Genomic DNA, 15,606 nt, shown 5'->3' on the forward strand with positions numbered 1-15,606 from the left:
GATCAGCTTTGCGCCACGCTTCAGGCGCGACGGAAGCCTTCCAGCGCCGTATCGGGCACGTCGGGCAGATTGGTCACCAGATTATCGGGCGTGCGGCAGGTCAGCCAGACCAACTCGTCGGTTGTCGACATGTTCACCTCCACATGCGGCATGAAGGGAGGAACAAAGACGAAGTCGCCTTCGAACAGGTCGATGAACTCGGCATAGTCCGCGCCGAAATAGATGCGGCCGTGACCCTTGAGCACATAGCCGCCGGTTTCGCATTCCTCGTGGTGATGCGGCGGCGAACGATGGCCCGGACCATTGGATACGCGCCCAAACCAGATTTTCGTGGCCGGCGAATTCTGTGGACTGACGCCTGAGCGCCTGACGCATTCTCCAGACTGCAGCGTGGTCTCATCCAGCGAACCGGCACGCGTGACGACAGGGACGACGGCTGGGGTGGTCATGGAAAGGGTCCTTCCGGTCATTTGATGAACTGGTACTTTTTGCGGTCAATGGTCGAAGCGACGGCGAGAATGATGACGACGCCCTTCACCACTTCCTGGGTGAAGCTGTTAACGCCGATCACGTCCATGCCGTTGGAGAGGATGGCGATGACCAAAACGCCCAGGATCGTGCGATGCGGCCCGCCAATGCCGCCGGAAAGGGCGGTGCCGCCCATGACAATTGCCGCGATGGAGTCGAGCAGCATGTTGGCGCCTGCAGTCGGCGTGCCGGCGCCCACCTGCGCGGTCAGCATCACGCCTGCCAACCCGCAAAGCGCCCCCGAAAGCATGAACGCCAGCACCTTGTAGCGCAGCACCGGTACGCCGGCATTTGCCGCGACCAGCTCACCGCCGCCAATGGCATAGAGATAACGACCAAGCGTGGTCTTGAACGCCACAAAGGTCAGCACGGCGGCGGCCAGCGCCGCGATCAGGATGATATTGGGGACGCCGAACAGCATGGCAGCATTGACCGAGGAGGTCAGCGAGAAATCCATGAACATGATCGACGTGCCGCCGGTGATCATGTTCGCAATGCCTGAAAGCACCGAAAGCATCCCTAGAGTTACGAGGAAGGATGGCACTTTCAGACCGATCAGGATCAGACCGTTCAAAGCGCCGACACTCAGGCCGACGCCCATCCCGACCAGCACTGCGACCAGAGGGCCCGCTGGGTCGATGACCATGGCTGCAACGATGCCCGCCAAGGTGACGATCGAGCCCACCGACAGATCGATCGAGCCGATCATGATCACCATGGTACCGGCCAGCGCCACCAGGAGCAGCACCGAGGACTGCCGGCCGATATTCATCGCGTTGTCAAAGGTGGCAAAGTACGGATTCTGCATCGCAAAAAAGGCGATCAGAACTGTAATGACCACGAGGGGATAAAGGGCCACGGCGTTCTGGCGAAGCCAGCTGGATCGTGCGGCCTCGGGAGCGGCTTTGGCAGCAATTGCGGTCATTTGTATGGTCTCCTCAAACCATGCCGCGCACGACGGCGGCTTCTTCCGGCTTGGCATGGGCTGGTGCGGCGATGGTGTCGGTGATGCGCCCCGCGCGCAGGGTCACGATGCGATTTGAAAGCCCGATGAGCTCGGGCAGGTTGTCCGAGACCAGCAGGATGGCGACGCCTTCGGCGGCGAGCTCGCGCAGCAGTTGATAAATGTCTTCCTTGGCCCCGACATCGAGGCCGCGCCCCGGGTCATCCAAGACGAACACGCGTATGCCGCGTTCCATCCATTTCGCGAACACCACTTTCTGGGCATTGCCGCCTGAGAGATTACGGATCTGCACGTGTCGGCCTGCAACCCGAATGCGCAACCGCTCGATCCAGCCATCGGCCATGCGGGCGGACCGAGCTGCCGACAGCACCGGGCTCCGGCCTTGGCGCAGGCGCTGCAGCGAGGGCAGGGCCATGTTCCATTCCACCGAATGCACGCCAATCACGCCGGCAAGGTTGCGTTCCGCAGGGACCGTGCCGATACCGCGCCGCACCGCCTCGGCCTGCCGCCCAACAAACAGCGGCTCGCCGTCGATCAGAACCTGCCCCTGGCTGGGCCGCAACACCCCGGAGAGCACCCCTGCAAGTTCGGTCTTGCCTGAGCCCATCACACCGGCGACGCCAACGATTTCGCCGGCATGCAGCGTCAGATCGATAGCCTCGAGCGCACCGGGCAGGTGAATGCCGCGCAATTCGACCACTGGCGCACCGGGTTGGTCGCGCTGGGCGGACTCCTTGTAGTAACCGGCGAGTTTCGGGCGGCCGACAATCGCCTCATGGATGCGATCTGCGTCGGTCTCCACGACTGGCCACTGGCCGCTTACGCTGCCGTCCTTGAGCGTGACCACGTCATCGCATACTTCGAAGACGTCGCTCAGGTGATGGGAGACGAACAGGATCGACGCGCGCGATTTCCATCGGCGGATCGAGTTGAACAACACCTCGGTTTCGGCATCGGAAAGCGCGCTGGTCGGCTCGTCCAGAAGGACAATCGGTTCCACCGGATAAAGGTGTCCCAGCGAAAAGGCCTTGGCGATCTCCACCAACTGGCGTTGTCCGAAGGACAGATCGCCGGTGCGTGCCTTGGGATCGATATCGAGCCCCAGCTCGGCAAACACCTTGGAGACGAACGTAGCCATGCCCTTGGCGTCAAGCATGCCAAGGCGCGAAAACCGCTTTTCGCGCCCCAGGAGGATGTTTTGATAGACCCTGAGGTCCGGCACCAGGCCCTGTTCCTGGAACACCGTGGCAATGCCTAGGGCAGCGGCATCGGCCGCAGACGCGAATTTGCGTTCGCTGCCATTGACCAGCAGCCGGCCCTCGCTGGGCGCACGCGTGCCGTTGATCATCGCAATGATCGTCGATTTGCCGGCGCCGTTTTCTCCGACAAGCCCTAGGACAGAATGCCGCCGGAGCCGGAAAGACGCGTTGTTGAGGGCGGTGACGTGACCATATCTTTTGGTCACGCCCTCCAGTTCGAGTGCGATTTCGAGCGTCATCCGGCGGCTTCCGTTCTTAGGACTTTACCGGGCCGGTCTTGTAGTGCTCCGCATAAAGCGCATCGACGTCTGCGAAAACGCCCTTTTCGGCTGCGCCTTCATAGGCCGGGTTGAGCTTGCCACGGTTTTCCGGGAACGGTCCCCAGTAATCGTCGGGATTGATGGCCGTGATCTTGTTCTGCGGGTCCCAGGTCTCGGGGTTGAGCGTACGGCTCATCTTGGCCCAGTCGAAGGGATCCTGCCCTTCGCCATAGATGGCGTCGGCGATGGAGCCGGCATTTTCCGCCGTGGCAAGCGCGGAACCGGTGAACAGCAGCCGCTCGCCCAAGGTCGGCTTCCAGCCGTTCATGGCGTCGAAGGCCAGCACCGTGGTGAAGCCCGCGCCATAAGGGGGCAGGGAGGTATGGGTTGCAACCATCTGCTCGCCCTTGGCCACCTCGCGCAGACCTTCGGGCAGTCCGTCAACGCCGGAAACCTTTATCCCGGTCAGCCCACGTTCACGCAGGGCGCTGATAACGCCGAGGGCCATATTGTCGTTCTGCGCAAACACGCCCTTCATGTCGGGATGCGCGGTGAGCATGGACAGCATCACCGTGCGAGCCTTCTGGCGATCCCAGTCGGCGCGCAGTCCACCAACGATTTCGATGCCGGGATATTCGGCCGCGGCCTGCATCAGGCCGGCAGTGCGATAGACGTCGGTGGGCGTGGCGAGGCCCGCGATATGGACGATCTTGCCTTCGCCGCCGACGCTGTCGAACAGCGCCTTGGCAACCTCATAGGCGCCCTCGACCGAATTGGGGGTGACGAAGGAAACGAAGTAGTCGCCGATATCGGGCGGCGTGAACCATTCGGGCGCTTCCCAGCTGGGCACGAAGTGAATGGCGTTTTCCTGGCAGAACTGGGCCATCATCGGCAGCGAGCCGGCCGGGTTGACGCAACCGATCAGCATATTGGTCGAGCTGCTGGGCAGGCTGCGCACCTGCGACAGCTGCCGCGCTGTGTCGTTCTGGTGGAAGATTTCCTGCGGCTCGAGGCCAAGCGCGACGGCGGAGCGGTTGAAAGCCTGCGTCCACACATTCCAGTAGTCGTTGGCCGGTGTCGAGACCTGGTTGGCGATCCGCTTTCCGGTGGCCGCCTCGGCCATCCTGGTCAGAGCCGGCGTCACCGCCAGCGACAGGCCCGCAGCGGCGGCGAGCTTCAGAAATACGCGTCGTTCCATACCGTCGCGCATGGTCAATGCGTGGCGGACGATCTGTTCTTCAGACATGGGTTCCTCCCCAACAAATGTCACTTGTAAATAATTATAGAATTTCTCATATGTCAATAAATTAGGAAATTTGGCGATGGGCGGTCGCCGGAAACGGCGCCTGGGAGGAGGAAATGTCCATGTTGATCAAGGGAATGACTGCGGTTCTTACCGGGGCGGCGGCGCCGGATGGGATCGGGTTCGCCACCGCCCGTCGCTTCGTCGAAGAAGGGGCCAGGGTGGCGATCCTCGATCTCAGCCAGGAGGATTGCGCGCGTGCGGCGGAATCATTGCGGGCCATTGGCGGCCCGGATGCGGCCATCGGTGCGGCGGTTGATGTGCGGGATCGCGAGGGCCTGGCCCAGGTCGCACAGCACCTGCAAACCACTTTCGGGAAACTCGACATTCTGGTGAACAATGCCGGGATTGCTCAGAAGCGGCGGCTGGAAGAGGTCAGTGCCGAGGATTGGCATGCCACGCTGGATGTCAATCTGATGGGCATGTTCAACGCCACACAGGCCATGCTGCCGCTGATGACCGATGGCGGCGCCATTGTCAGCGTTGCCTCGATCGCCGCGCAACGCGGCGGGGGGCTGCTTGGTGGGCCACATTATGCAGCCTCGAAGGGGGGCGTTCTTGCTCTCACCAAAAGCTTGGCGCGCGAACTGGGGCCGCGACGCATTCGCGCCAACGCCGTCAATCCCGGTGTCATCATCACCAGCATGAACCGCACGGCATTTGATGCCGCCACCCAGGCCGGCATGGTGGCGAGCATACCGCTGGGCCGATTCGGTTCGCCGGAAGATGTAGCGCGCGTTTGTTTGTTTCTCGCCAGCGATCTTTCCGCCTATGTCACTGGAACTGCGGTAGATATAAACGGCGGAATGCATATGCATTAGGCTATAGGTCCGCAGGCGGCGGGATCGAAGGGGATGAACTGTTGGATACTGTGACCAGGCTGGTTTCGATCTTCGATCTTTTTGATGCGGCCTCCGGCCCGGTGAAGGTCGACGAGATTGCGGCAGCGCTCGATTGCTCCATTCCCACCGCCTATCGCTACCTCAAGGCGCTGACGGGCGCGGGCCTGGCCTCACAGAATGTCGATGGTGGCTATGGATTGGGGCCGCGCATTATCCAACTGGACCGGACCATGCGCCGCAACGACCCTTTCCTGGTCCGTTCGGGCGAGGTGATGGCCGAGCTCCTGCCCAGGCTGAACGGCAACCTCATGGTTTGCGCCTACTACGCGGGCAATGTCGTCTGTATCGATCAGGCCTGGCCCGACCGCACGATCATGACCAGCTATGATCGCGGTCGCGCCATGCCGCTGTTGCGCGGCGCCGCCGGCAAGGCGATTCTGGCCCATCTGCCGCATCATCGGCTGCGCGGCCTGATGGCCGATCACGCCGACGAAATACTCAAGGCGGGCCTGGGCAAAAACTGGGCCGAGTTCAGCGCCAAGTTGAAGGCCATTCGCACCCTCGGCTATTCGCTGTCTATGGGTGAGGTTGACCCGCAGAACGGCGGAATCGCTGCGCCCATATTTGATGAGAACGGCAAGGTGCGTGCCTCGCTGGTTTTGGTAATGCCAGCAGAGCAATTGCGCGCCGCCGATCTCGAAGTGCTCTCGAGCATTATCCGCGACGGCGCCGCCCGCATTTCCCATCCGCCGTCGGTCTCTACCGAAGCATAGCGGACGTTACTTCAGCTTGCCGAGCGAGCGCAGTGCGCGTTTGCAAATTCGAGCGGTGGCCGGCCCGGTGCTTTCTGCGGCCCATCGCGCGGTGATCTCTTGCACCCAGTCGGCCCTGGTTTTGCTGGCGTCATTCAGCCAATTGCCAATAGAATCCTGCACATAGGCAGCGGGGTCGGCCTTTAAGGGCTCAAGCAGCGGCAGCGCTATTTCCGGCGAATGCTTCAGAATTTCGATATGCGCGCACCATACGCCGCGGGGTCGAGTTGCTTCGCTGGCAAACCGCCGGATGCGCTCGGATGGCGCCGCCGTCCAGGGCTCCAGAAGCGCTATCGCGGTTTCGATCTCGGCCGCCAGATGGGGGCGCACGGCCATCCATGACCATTCGCGAACGCCGAAATGGGAATCGTCGGCGAACGGTCTGATCAGGTCCAGACGGGCTGGGAGATCGAGGCGCGTGTCCGCGCCAATAGTGAAGCAGGCCCAACCTCTTACCGTGTCGGACGGATGCGTGCCGAGCACGCGTTCGGCGTCACTGCCATAAGCCTCGTGCAGCATGCGTCCGGCCAGTGCCATGCGGCGTGAAATGCCTTCACTGGCGGCGGCGCGCATGGTGGTGACTGTGGTTTCGCCGAGATCGGGGAGGGCTTGTGACATGAGAGCGGCGAAGTCGACGGCCAGGCATTCGGTCAGCGTCGTGGCCTCGACTGTGCCTGAATTCAGGGCGTCGAGGCGGTCGGCGGGAATGTCGGAAATGCGCTGGCTCATGCTGCGTCCTCCGGCCAGGCGCGCTGCAAGAGGGTGCTGAGCGTCTGGCGGGCAGAGGCGTCAAGGTATTGAAAAAGCGAGGCAATCCAGCGTGTGTGTTCCTCGAACAGATCGCCGGCCAGCACTTTTCCGGCCTCGGTCAGCGCGATGATCAGCTTGCGACGATCCACGGAATCGGGATTGCGGGTGACGAGGCCATCGCGCTCCAGACCGTCCAAAAGGCCGGTGATGGTGGCGCGGGTGACGCCGGCGCGGTGGGCGAGTTCGTGGGGTGGCAGGCCGTTCGGCTCGCTGTGCAGCAGGAACAGCAGCACGAACTTGCTTTCGGACAATCCATGCGGCGCCAGGCGTTGGGCGCAGGCGCGATCTATGGTGGAGGCCAGCGCAAGTATCTGAAAACACAGACGCATCGTGTCGATGCCGGGCAAGGCGCGGCTTTGGGCTTCGCGCAAAAGCGCGGCATGTTTCAATTCAAGTTCAATCATATGGCGACTTATAATATGGTGCCACACTAAAATCCAGTGCGTTGACAGGATTTGAAATGCGCGGTAACGTTCCCATGACGCAGAAGCTCAACAGCTCGCGCAGGGAAGAGTCATGGGACCACGCCGCACTCGTCGGCCGACCATTATCGATGTTGCCGAACGGGCAGGGGTCTCCAAGAGCACCGCCGCCCGGGCGCTGACCGGCTCATCCAACATCACCGAAGAAACACGAGACCGGGTGGTCAAGGCGGCTGAAGCTGTCGGCTATGAGCGCAACCACCTGGCGGTGGGCATGCGCTCGGGACGCAGCGGCATGCTGGGCCTCGTCATTCCCGATATCACCAATCCCTTCTGGGCCGACGTGGCGCGCGGGGCACAGGACCGGGCCGTCAAGGCCGGCGCGTCGCTGCTGGTATTCTCGTCGGACTGGAACCCGGAGGCAGAGGCGGCGCATCTGCGCACGCTGCGCCGGGCCCGGGTCGACGGCGCCGTGGTGAATCCGGTTTCCGACAGTTTTGAAGATCTCGACCGGTTCGGTCTGCCTTGCGTGTTTATCGGCTCAAGCGCCGAGCGCTTCCCGGACGTGTCCAGCGTCGGCTCGGATATCGCTCAGGCAGTGCGGGTTGGGCTGGATCACCTGGTTTCCCGGGGCCATGTCACGCCGGCACTGATCCTCGGCCCCAAGTCCCGACTGGCGCGGGCTCGTTTCCTGCGCGCGGTGCATGAGCATTGCGTCGAGCGCGATGTCGATCCGTCGGTGCTGGCGATCGAGGATGGCGAATATACGGTGGAAGGCGGACGCGAGGCGATGAAGCGCCTGTTGGCACAGCCGCGCGTCGGGCATCTGGCGGTGTTTGCCGCCAACGACATGATGGCGCTGGGCGCGATGATGGCGGTGCGCGATGCCGGGCTCGACTGCCCGCGCGACGTGTCTATTTTGGGATTCGACGGCATTCCCTCAGGCGAATTTGCCTGGCCGGGACTGACCACCGTGGCCAAGCCGGGCCGCGATATCGGCGAGCGCGCCATCGAATGCCTGTTTGACGAAATCGATCACAAGCCGGAGCACCGGCGTGTCTATATGCCGTGCCGGCTGCTCGAGCGAGGTTCACTCGCCGATCTGTCTGCTGCGGCGCCCAAGCGCATGGCTGGGGCAGGGAGGATCTGACAATGGCTGCCAATGATGGGCAAAACCGGGATTCTGCGGCACACGGCGGGAACGTTCCCAAATTTCGCGAGGATTCTACCCAACCGCGGTATGAACGAATTATGAACGAAATGTCCCCTGAGGGTGCTGCCGTCATGTCCGGACCGGGCTGGCGCGAAAAGGTCAGGCAGTGGTGGCCCTACTACGCCATGATGGCACCGGGCCTGATCTTCTTCTTCATCTGGCATTATGTGCCGATCTGGGAGGCCAAGATGGCCTTCGAGCAGGTGCGCATCATTCCGCCCAATATCTGGGTCGGGCTGAAGAACTTTCAGCAGCTGTTCGCCTCGCCGATCTTCTATCAGGTGTTGGCCAATACCCTGATCATTTCGGGCATGAAGATCCTCTTCGTCTTCCCGGTGCCGATCATGGTGGCGCTGCTGCTCAACGAAATCCGCAGCGGCAAGCTGCGCGGCGCGATCCAGTCGGCAATCTACCTGCCGCACTTCCTCTCCTGGGTTGTGATCGCCGGCGTGTTCATCGCGCTGCTGTCGCCTACCGATGGCGCGGTCAATCAGATCCAGCAGTCCATGGGGTTCGGCACGACCAATTACCTCACCAATACCGGCACTATTCGCTGGGTGCTGGTGATATCGGAAATCTGGCGCTCGGCCGGTTGGGACAGCCTGCTCTATCTGGCGGCCATCTTTGCCATCGACCCGCAGCTTTATGAGGCGGCAGAAATGGATGGGGCCAATCGCTGGCAGAAAATCTGGCACGTCACCATTCCCGGCATCGTGCCGACCATTGCGACGCTGTTCATTCTCAATATGGGCATGTTCCTCAGCGCCGACCTCAACCAGGTCATCAACTTCCAGAACGACGTCAACGCCTCCACCATCGATATTCTCGACACCTATGTGTACCGCATGGGGCTTTCGACCGGTGAATATGCGCTGGCCACGGCGGCGGGCCTGTTCAAGGCCGTGATCGGCATGATCCTCGTCGTCACCTCACACCTCGTCAGCAAACGCCTGACCGGCAAGGGAGTCTGGTGATGGCCAGCCAGTCGCGCCGCACGCCGCTCGAACGCGTCGAATATGTGCTCATCGTTTCTTCCTTGCTGTTGCTGGTGGTGTTCACCCTGCAGCCGCTGATCAACCTCCTGGCGCTGAGCTTCACCGAGCCCAGCAAGGTGGCCGGTTTTTCGGGTCTGTCGATCATCCCGGACGGGTTTTCGCTCGAAGTGTGGTCGCTGCTGTTGCAGCATCCCAATGTGCAGCGCGGCCTGTTCAATTCGATCTGGATGACGGCGACCAGCGTCACCATCGGCGTTATGGGCACCGCGCTCATGGCCTGGGGCCTGTCGCGGCCCGGCCTGCCCGGACGCCGCTTCATCTTCATCGCGGTTCTGGTGACCATCGTCTTCGAGCCGGGCATCATTCCCGACTACTTCCTGATGAAGCGGCTGGGCCTGCTCAACACGCCCTGGGCCGTGATCATGTATAAGGTGATCAGCGCCTGGTACCTGATCATCCTCGTCCGCTTCTTCGAGGAAATTCCCAAGGAATTGCTTGAGGCCGCAGAGCTCGACGGCGCCAATCCGTTCCAGACCTTCTTTCTCGTCGTGCTGCCGCTCGCCAAGTCGGCGCTGGCCACCATCGCGCTGTTCTACCTGGTGCTGCACTGGAACGAGTTTTTCCGTTCGATGATCTACCTCAACGACCAGACCAAATGGCCCTTGCAGGTGGTGCTGCGCCAGTTCGTCATCGAAGGCGACAAGGTGGCGATCGTCGGCTCGGCCAATGCCAGCGGCAATATCGGCATAGCCCAGATCAATATCCGCGCCCTCAAGGCCGGCATGATCTTCATCACCATCCTGCCGATCCTGGCGATTTATCCCCTGATCCTGAAGTTCTTCACCAAGGGGACAATGTCGGGAGCGCTGAAGGGATGATCAGCGGCTTGCGGAAAGATCCCCCTTCCGACCTCCCCCTGAAGAAGGGGGAGGGGGCTGCGGTGGGGAACATACGAGTTGCCACAGGCACGGCTCCGCTCCTCCCCTCTACAGGGGGAGGTCGGGTGGGGGTGCCGGATACCCAAGAATTCCGCTTCGGCGGCGTGACTGAATAACAACGGAGGAGATACCCCAATGACTCTTAGGAAACTGCTTTTGGCCACCACGGCCGTGGCCATGATGGGCGCGACGGTGGCGCCGGTGCTGGCGCAGACGACGCTGCGTCTGGTGAGCAAGGATCTGCTGACCACCAATCCCGACGATGTCCGCCTGATCGAGGAGATCGAGGCCGGCCTCAAGGCCAAGGGCCTCGACATCGATATCCAGACCGTCGACCTGCCGAGCGGCACGGCCGCCTATGGCGAGGCGCTGGGCGTGATGCTGCTCTCGGGTGACATTCCCGACATCATCTATTTCCAGGGCGGCGACCAGAAGATGGCCGACCAGGGGATTCTTGAAGACCTGACGCCCTGGATCGAAAAGTCGGAAAACATCAAGGCCGCGCTCTGGCCGCACAATGTCGACCGCCTCGCCAACTATCCCTACCTGCTCTACATTTACCCGCCGCGCGCCCCCCAGCCGGTGATCCGCAAGGATTGGCTGGATGAGCTGGGCCTGCAGCCCCCGACCACGGTCGAGGAATACGAAGCCCTGTTCCAGGCGATTCACGACGCCGACCTCGATGGCGACGGCACCACGGGCAATACGCTCGGCCTGACCGGTTTCGGCAATACCGCCGAGCTCGACTCCATCTTCAACCAGGCCTTCGGCGTCACCGGCACCTGGATGAAGAATGGCGAGGGCAAGTGGGTCAATGCCCGCGTCACCGACGCTGAAAAGGCCAAGATCGAATTCTATGCCGGCCTTGCCGCCAAAGGCCTCTATGACAAGGAATTCGTGACCAACACCTTCGACATCAAGGAAGACAAGTTCTACACCGGCAAGGCCGGCGTGATCTTCGGCTCCTCGCCGGAAGTGATTGATATCTATGCCGGCAAGATGCGTCAGGCCCATCCGGGCGAGGACATCGAACTGGTGGTGCTGCCGGCCCCGACGGGCCCGGGCGGCCAGGGGCTGGCTGCAGTGGATGTGTCCAAGGAATCGCGCGGCTGGGCCATTTCCTCGCTGTCCGAGAACAAGGAGGCGGCCGCTGCGGTGCTCGACTTCATGGCCTCCAAGGAAGGCCAGGACCTCGAACGCCTGGGCTTCAAGGACGTGCAATATACCGTCGGCGCCGACGGCAAGGTGACCTTCACCGACGCCATCTCCACCTGGTATGCGCGCTTCTTCAACGCCGCCAACTGGGTCCCGCCGACCCCGCTGCTGTCGCCCACGGCGCAGACCGCGCTCGACAACATCAAGGCCGGCTTCAAGCCTGACAACGCCTTTGTCTGGCCGGCCGAATATGCGGCCGAGGTGGACGCGGCCGAGCAGGTCTATCGCTCCTGGATGGCCCGCTTCATCACCGGCGAAGCGAGCATCGATCAGTGGCAGCAATTCGTCGACGAGTACAACGCCGCCGGCGGTGCCCGCATGGCCGAGTATGCTGCGACGGTGCTGGGCGAGTAAGCAATGAGCGGAGGAGGGAAGGGGTCAGTATCCAAGCGCTTATCCCTCCTCTAAGCCCTCCCCGCGAGGGTGTGTTTACGGTGGGTGGATCGGGAGGCATGGAGCCCTCGGCTCCTGCTCTCCCTCCCCCTTGAGGGGAGGGCCGGGGTGGGGGTCGTCCAGCGATTAACCGATGGACCCCCTCCCTCAATCCCTCCCCTCAAGGGGGAGGGAGGCGAAAGAGCGCCGAGACCGGTTCTCAATCCGCCCAAATAAGAGCCGCCTCCGCACGGGGGGAGGTGTCGACTGATAGATCGGGGCAAGCGTCCCCTTGGCCACGATGAATGACGAGAACACAATGACCCCATCCCTCAACTCCCGCATTCGCGGCATGCTGCACGGTATCGCGTTGGGCGATGCGCTGGGCGCGCCGGTGGAGAAGCTCTCCGCCAACCAGATCCGCGAGCGCTATGGGCGGGTGACGTCGGTGATGACCCGCTGGCACAAGATGGACCTTCCCCCGGCGGCGCGGAACCACCGGGTGCGCGGCGACGGGGTGGTGACCGACGACACGCTGATGACACTGGCGCTGATGGATATTTATGGCGAGACCAAACGCCATCTCGACGCCTGGGACATGGCCGACGGCATGGTCCGCCAGATTGCCTGGAAGCCGCGCTGGGTGCCGGAGCTGGGCCGCGAGGCCATGCTGATCGACCGGCTGTTCTATCCCGAGAAGTGGATTTTCCAGCGCCACCAACTCGCCAATTGCGATCCCCGTCAGGGCGGTATCGGCAATATGGTGAACTGCGGGGCCGCTATGTATATCGCGCCGGTGGGCGCTGTGAATGCCGCCGACCCCAAGGCCGCCTATGACGAAGCCATCGCCTTCGCGTCGGGACATCAGGAAAGCTATGGGCTGGAAGCCGCCGGGGTGATGGCCGCTGCCGTCGCCGCCGCCTTCGTGCCCGGGACCACGATCGACCGTATTGTGGACACGGTGCTGCGACTGGCCAAGGATGGCACGCGGGCGGCCATTGCAGATATTGCCGAGGTGGCCCGCGCCATGCGGCCGCGGCGGCATGAGCATCAGGCGGTCTATGCCGCCTTTCACCAGGCGATCGGGCGCTATTCGGTGATGGGTGATGACGTCAACCACATGCCGGAAAAGGTCGGGCGGCTGACCGATGCCTATCGGCCGAGCCGGCTGATGGCCATCGAGGAGCTGCCGCTGGCGCTGGGCTTCTGTCTGCTCAACGAGGGGGATTTCCGCGCCTCGATCGTGGATGGGATCAATTCGGGCCGCGACACCGACTCCATCGGCGTCATGGCCGGGGCCATTCTGGGCGCCATGCATGGCGAGGCGGTGATCGATGCCGAGGATGCGCGCCAGATCGATAGCGCCAACCGGCTCGATCTCACGGCATCGGCGGATGGCTTTACGCATACCGTGCGCGAACTATTCGCGGCGGATCGGGACCTGATGGAGGCGCGCTCGGTGGCGAGAGCGGAACTGGGTTTGATCTGAGAACGAGAGCGCCGAATGCCCGGCCGGCGCCGTGACAGGCGCGGTCACCTGAAGACGAATTTGCGAAAGACGAACATGCTGTCCGAAACCCAAATCCTCGAAAAGATCTATGCCGGCTTCATTGGCAAGGCCATCGGCGTGCGCCTCGGCGCCCCGGTCGAGCCCACCATCTGGAGCTATGACCGCATCCGCAAGACCTATGGCGAGGTCACCCAATATCTGCGCGATTTCAAGAACTTCGCGGCTGACGACGACACCAATGGGCCCGTCTATTTCATCCGCGCGCTGCGCGATTACGGGCTGGGCGCCACAGCCGAGGATGTCGGCAAGACCTGGCTCAACTATGCTGCCGAAGAGCACGGCATGTATTGGTGGGGCGGGTTCGGTGTTTCCACCGAGCACACTGCCTATCGCAATTTGCGCGCCGGCATTCCCGCGCCCCAATCCGGCTCGATTGCCCAGAACGGCACCACCGTCGCCGAGCAGATCGGCGGGCAGATTTTCATCGATAGCTGGGGCTGGGTAAACCCGGGCAATCCGCAGCGCGCCGCCGACATGTCGGCCATGGCCGCCAGCGTGGCGCATGACGGCGATGGGCTCAACGGCGCGCGGTTCTGCGCAGCGGCGATTGCGGCGGCGTTCGAGGCCAAGAGCATCGACGAGATCGTCGAAACGGCGCTGGCGACGGTCGATGCCAAGTCGACCTATGCCAAGGTGTGTCGCGCGGTGATCGACTTCCACAACGCCAATCCCACCGACTGGCGCGCCTGCCGCGACATGCTGACCGCCGATTGGGGCTATGACCGCTATCCGGGCGTCTGCCACATCATCCCCAATGCCGGGGTGACCATCATGGCGATCCTTTATGGCGAGGGCGATCTGCCGCGGACGGCCGAGATCGCCACAATGGCCGGCTGGGATACCGACTGTAATGCCGGCAATGCCGCCGCCATCGTCGCCACCTTCCAGGGGCTAGACGAGGGTTGGGGCAAGTATCGCAAGCCGATCAATGATTTCCTGGTCGCATCGGGGATTGTTGGCTCGATCAATATCGTCGATATCCCGAGCTTTGCACGTGAACTGACGGTGCTGGCGCTGCAACTGGCCGGTCGTGAAGTGCCAAAGCTGTGGCTCGAGGATTTCACCCGCCGCGGCCTGCGCTTCGACTTCGACCTGCCGGGCTCGACCCATGGCTTCCGCACGGAGGGCTTCAACCAGATCACGCTGAAGCATTCCGACGAGCGCCATGTCGAGGGGTCGCGCGGTTCGCTCGAAATCCAGCTCGACCGGCTTGAGCGCGGGCAGGGTGGGCGCGTGTTCTGGAAGCCCTTTTATCGCCGCAGCGATTTCGACGACGAGCGCTACCGTCCGATGTTCACCCCGGTGGTCGATGCCGGGCAGAAAGTATCGTTCAAGCTCTGGCTCGACCCCTGGAATGGTGACGGCAATCTGCGCCTCGCCACCTATGTGCGCCGCACCATGAGCGGCACGATCGAGGAAACTAGTGCCTGGGACGTACCGTCTTCGGACGGCTGGCAGGACTATAGTTTCGTGGTGCCCGAGGGCGTCGAAGCCGTGGACGAGATCGGCATCTCCATCGAATATTTCGGGCGGCTGAAATTCCTCGGCCGGCTGTTCCTGGCCGATTTCAAGGTCGAAGGCCCGGGGCATACGGTCATCGAGCCGGAGACCGAGGTACAGGAATGGGGCGCCATTACCCGCTTCACCTTCAATCGCGGCCACTGGACCAAGAGCTTTGGCCGTATCCAGGGGCACACTGCCACCGATGCCGATATGTGGACCGGGCATTACTATGCCCGCGACGTGGTGGTCTCGGCCGATGTGCAGCGTCTCTCCGGCGCTTCGCAACTGGTCACGGCCCGCGTGCAGGGCACCGGCCGCTTCTATGCCGCCGGCTTCGAAGGTGACGAAGTGGTAATCCTCAAGGAGGATTTCGGCTCGACCGTGCTGGCGCGGGCGCCGTTCACGCCGGAGACCGGGCGCAGCTACCAGTTCGCCTTCACGGTGAAGGGTGACCGGCTGAGTTTTGCCGTTGATGGGCAGGAGCTCATCAGCGCCACGGACAGCGCCTATGCCTATGGCATGGCCGGCATCAGGCTGGGCTCGGTGGGACGGCTCAGCCTGGGCCGTTTCGAGATTGTGGAAAGCTGAGCATAGGGCAAG

14 protein-coding genes are annotated in these 15,606 nt (G+C 62.7%); 8 read left to right on the forward strand and 6 right to left on the reverse strand.

Translation table 11 applies throughout. The features are described 5' to 3' along the window. Positions 1-20: 20 nt before the first annotated feature. From BGO80_RS17100 to BGO80_RS17115, 4 genes are read right to left on the reverse strand one after another with little or no spacing between them, the layout of a single operon-like run. Complete coding sequence (locus BGO80_RS17100; protein ID WP_286722524.1) at positions 21-449, reverse strand: cupin domain-containing protein; 429 nt, start codon at positions 447-449, stop codon at positions 21-23. Positions 450-466: 17 nt separating this feature from the next. Beyond that, positions 467-1,453 (reverse strand): ABC transporter permease, encoded by a 987-nt coding sequence (locus BGO80_RS17105; RefSeq protein WP_286722526.1) that lies wholly within the window; start codon positions 1,451-1,453, stop codon positions 467-469. Between the two features lie 13 nt (positions 1,454-1,466). Beyond that, entirely contained in the window at positions 1,467-2,990 is a 1,524-nt protein-coding gene (locus BGO80_RS17110) for a sugar ABC transporter ATP-binding protein (protein ID WP_286722528.1), read from the reverse strand. 16 nt (positions 2,991-3,006) lie between these two features. Beyond that, a complete protein-coding gene (locus BGO80_RS17115) occupies positions 3,007-4,257 on the reverse strand; it encodes a sugar ABC transporter substrate-binding protein (RefSeq protein ID WP_286722530.1) in 1,251 nt (416 codons plus the stop codon). 113 nt (positions 4,258-4,370) lie between these two features. Between BGO80_RS17115 and BGO80_RS17120 the strand changes: the two genes are divergently transcribed. After that, positions 4,371-5,135: an SDR family NAD(P)-dependent oxidoreductase gene (locus BGO80_RS17120; protein ID WP_286722532.1), complete on the forward strand. Its 765-nt coding sequence runs from the start codon at positions 4,371-4,373 to the stop codon at positions 5,133-5,135. A 50-nt stretch (positions 5,136-5,185) separates the two neighbouring features. Beyond that, a complete protein-coding gene (locus BGO80_RS17125) occupies positions 5,186-5,929 on the forward strand; it encodes an IclR family transcriptional regulator (protein WP_286723072.1) in 744 nt (247 codons plus the stop codon). A 6-nt stretch (positions 5,930-5,935) separates the two neighbouring features. On the opposite strand, the gene BGO80_RS17130 is transcribed toward BGO80_RS17125, so the two are convergent. Next, positions 5,936-6,697, reverse strand: a complete 762-nt coding sequence (locus tag BGO80_RS17130; RefSeq protein ID WP_286722535.1) for a DNA alkylation repair protein — start codon at positions 6,695-6,697, stop codon at positions 5,936-5,938. Beyond that, complete coding sequence (locus BGO80_RS17135) at positions 6,694-7,182, reverse strand: MarR family winged helix-turn-helix transcriptional regulator (RefSeq protein WP_286722537.1); 489 nt, start codon at positions 7,180-7,182, stop codon at positions 6,694-6,696. The genes BGO80_RS17130 and BGO80_RS17135 overlap by 4 nt, the downstream gene beginning before the upstream one ends. A 112-nt stretch (positions 7,183-7,294) precedes the next feature. Here BGO80_RS17135 and BGO80_RS17140 point away from each other — a divergent pair, with 112 nt between their 5' ends. From BGO80_RS17140 to BGO80_RS17165, 6 genes are all read left to right on the forward strand, one after another. Further along, positions 7,295-8,350, forward strand: a complete 1,056-nt coding sequence (locus BGO80_RS17140; protein ID WP_286722539.1) for a LacI family DNA-binding transcriptional regulator — start codon at positions 7,295-7,297, stop codon at positions 8,348-8,350. Positions 8,351-8,451: 101 nt separating this feature from the next. Further along, positions 8,452-9,387, forward strand: coding sequence for an ABC transporter permease (locus BGO80_RS17145; protein WP_286722541.1), 936 nt, complete (start codon positions 8,452-8,454; stop codon positions 9,385-9,387). Continuing rightward, a complete protein-coding gene (locus BGO80_RS17150) occupies positions 9,387-10,286 on the forward strand; it encodes a carbohydrate ABC transporter permease (RefSeq protein WP_126150620.1) in 900 nt (299 codons plus the stop codon). The genes BGO80_RS17145 and BGO80_RS17150 overlap by 1 nt, the downstream gene beginning before the upstream one ends. 195 nt (positions 10,287-10,481) lie before the next feature. Then, on the forward strand, positions 10,482-11,915 hold the full coding sequence (locus BGO80_RS17155) for an extracellular solute-binding protein (RefSeq protein WP_286722544.1): 1,434 nt from the start codon (positions 10,482-10,484) through the stop codon (positions 11,913-11,915). 337 nt (positions 11,916-12,252) lie between these two features. Next, positions 12,253-13,422, forward strand: a complete 1,170-nt coding sequence (locus BGO80_RS17160; RefSeq protein WP_286722545.1) for an ADP-ribosylglycohydrolase family protein — start codon at positions 12,253-12,255, stop codon at positions 13,420-13,422. A 75-nt stretch (positions 13,423-13,497) separates the two neighbouring features. After that, positions 13,498-15,594, forward strand: coding sequence for an ADP-ribosylglycohydrolase family protein (locus BGO80_RS17165; RefSeq protein WP_286722547.1), 2,097 nt, complete (start codon positions 13,498-13,500; stop codon positions 15,592-15,594). Positions 15,595-15,606 lie beyond the last annotated feature (12 nt).

The sequence above is a fragment of the Devosia sp. 63-57 genome, from assembly GCF_001899045.1.
Classification (GTDB): Bacteria; Pseudomonadota; Alphaproteobacteria; order Rhizobiales; family Devosiaceae; genus Devosia; species Devosia equisanguinis.

What these genes read in the sequence shown, in the direction of transcription:
- BGO80_RS17100 (WP_286722524.1), bottom strand. Translation starts at nt 449, where the DNA reads ATGACCACCCCAGCCGTCGTCCCTGTCGTCACGCGTGCCGGTTCGCTG.
- BGO80_RS17105 (WP_286722526.1), bottom strand. Translation starts at nt 1,453, where the DNA reads ATGACCGCAATTGCTGCCAAAGCCGCTCCCGAGGCCGCACGATCCAGC.
- BGO80_RS17110 (WP_286722528.1), bottom strand. Translation starts at nt 2,990, where the DNA reads ATGACGCTCGAAATCGCACTCGAACTGGAGGGCGTGACCAAAAGATAT.
- BGO80_RS17115 (WP_286722530.1), bottom strand. Translation starts at nt 4,257, where the DNA reads ATGTCTGAAGAACAGATCGTCCGCCACGCATTGACCATGCGCGACGGT.
- BGO80_RS17120 (WP_286722532.1), top strand. Translation starts at nt 4,371, where the DNA reads ATGTCCATGTTGATCAAGGGAATGACTGCGGTTCTTACCGGGGCGGCG.
- BGO80_RS17130 (WP_286722535.1), bottom strand. Translation starts at nt 6,697, where the DNA reads ATGAGCCAGCGCATTTCCGACATTCCCGCCGACCGCCTCGACGCCCTG.
- BGO80_RS17135 (WP_286722537.1), bottom strand. Translation starts at nt 7,182, where the DNA reads ATGATTGAACTTGAATTGAAACATGCCGCGCTTTTGCGCGAAGCCCAA.
- BGO80_RS17140 (WP_286722539.1), top strand. Translation starts at nt 7,295, where the DNA reads ATGGGACCACGCCGCACTCGTCGGCCGACCATTATCGATGTTGCCGAA.
- BGO80_RS17145 (WP_286722541.1), top strand. Translation starts at nt 8,452, where the DNA reads ATGAACGAAATGTCCCCTGAGGGTGCTGCCGTCATGTCCGGACCGGGC.
- BGO80_RS17150 (WP_126150620.1), top strand. Translation starts at nt 9,387, where the DNA reads ATGGCCAGCCAGTCGCGCCGCACGCCGCTCGAACGCGTCGAATATGTG.
- BGO80_RS17155 (WP_286722544.1), top strand. Translation starts at nt 10,482, where the DNA reads ATGACTCTTAGGAAACTGCTTTTGGCCACCACGGCCGTGGCCATGATG.
- BGO80_RS17160 (WP_286722545.1), top strand. Translation starts at nt 12,253, where the DNA reads ATGACCCCATCCCTCAACTCCCGCATTCGCGGCATGCTGCACGGTATC.
- BGO80_RS17165 (WP_286722547.1), top strand. Translation starts at nt 13,498, where the DNA reads ATGCTGTCCGAAACCCAAATCCTCGAAAAGATCTATGCCGGCTTCATT.